The organism is Paenibacillus piscarius, assembly GCF_022234545.1.
GTDB classification, from domain to species: domain Bacteria; phylum Bacillota; class Bacilli; order Paenibacillales; family Paenibacillaceae; genus Paenibacillus_AQ; species Paenibacillus_AQ piscarius.
The window spans coordinates 1-1,158 of the sequence record NZ_JAIEUI010000049.1; the positions used below are offsets into that span (position 1 = coordinate 1).

1 protein-coding gene is annotated in these 1,158 nt (G+C 42.2%); it reads left to right on the forward strand.

Annotated features, from left to right (window positions below):
* The first annotated feature begins 83 nt into the window (after positions 1-83).
* Positions 84-1,138, forward strand: a protein-coding gene (locus K1558_RS32590; RefSeq protein WP_238656283.1) for an IS630 family transposase whose coding sequence is annotated in 2 segments (ribosomal slippage) — positions 84-581 and positions 584-1,138 — 1,053 coding nt in all. Because the reading frame shifts where the segments join, the coding sequence is not laid out codon by codon here.
* The last annotated feature ends 20 nt before the right edge of the window (positions 1,139-1,158 follow it).

Here is a 1,158-nt window from a genome sequence, read left to right on the forward strand (position 1 = left end):
CTATATAAGTTGAACTAAAGGAATTCATTTCCACACCGTCGAATAAAAGAGTATAACCTAAAAGCGACGGTGAAATCATGGAAATGACACAAGCATTTATAGAGATTGAAGCCTTAATGAAAAAAGAAAAAGAGCGACGCATGTTTGAGCGTTATCAAGCTATTGTTTTGCATATGAAAGGGAAGAATGCACAAGAAATTGCAGAGATCATAGGTAGAACGGAACGAACCGTCTATAAATATATGCGTGCCTATCGCGAGGCGGGCGTAGCTGGATTGCAAATCAACTATTCAACAGGAGCGCCAGAACGACTGACCAAAGACCAACAGGAACAACTGAAAGCGACGATCGTATCCTCGGTTCCACATGAAGTTGGTTTTGAAAGTAAGTACAGCTGGACGCTCTATCTCATTGGCGAATATATCAAGCGGGAGTTCGGTCAGTCCTATTCGCTTCGTGGTATTTCTAAAATGGCGCATCGTCTGGGACTCAGCTACACCAAACCCACGTATACCTTAGCTGCTGCAGATAAAACCAAGCAACAAGCTTTTACAGAAGAGACGTTTCCTGCTTTGAAAAAAGACTAATGAACGAAGACATTGCGCACTTACTCTTCGAAGATGAGTCCATGATCCGGGATTACCAAGCGCTTCAGCATACTTGGTTTCTCAAAGGCAAGCAACGCATCATCCAGACCACAGGCAAACATCGCGGCGTCAAGTTATTAGCCGTACTGAATTATATGACGGGTCAAATTCTCTGGAAAGAAGATGAGCAGTATAACGCAGAGACCTTTCTGTCCTTTCTACAAATGGTGGTCGAAGCGTACCCTGAGGGAAAGATTGTCATGGTACTGGATAATGCTCGTATTCATCATGCGAAATTACTTCATCCCTTTTTGGAAGAGTATAAAGCACGTCTTGAATTGGTTTTCTTACCACCCTATAGTCCGCAATTGAACCTGGTCGAGGGACTTTGGAAATGGCTAAAATCGGATGTCATTAATAATGTGTTTTTCCATACCGTTTCCGAGATCCGCAAGAAAGTTGCTGCGTTTATGCAAAACATTGCTCCTCATACTCAGACAATTATTGATCGTCTTTGTCTTCGTTTAGAGAACGACCGACTTACTGAATAATTCTAGTTCAACTTATATAG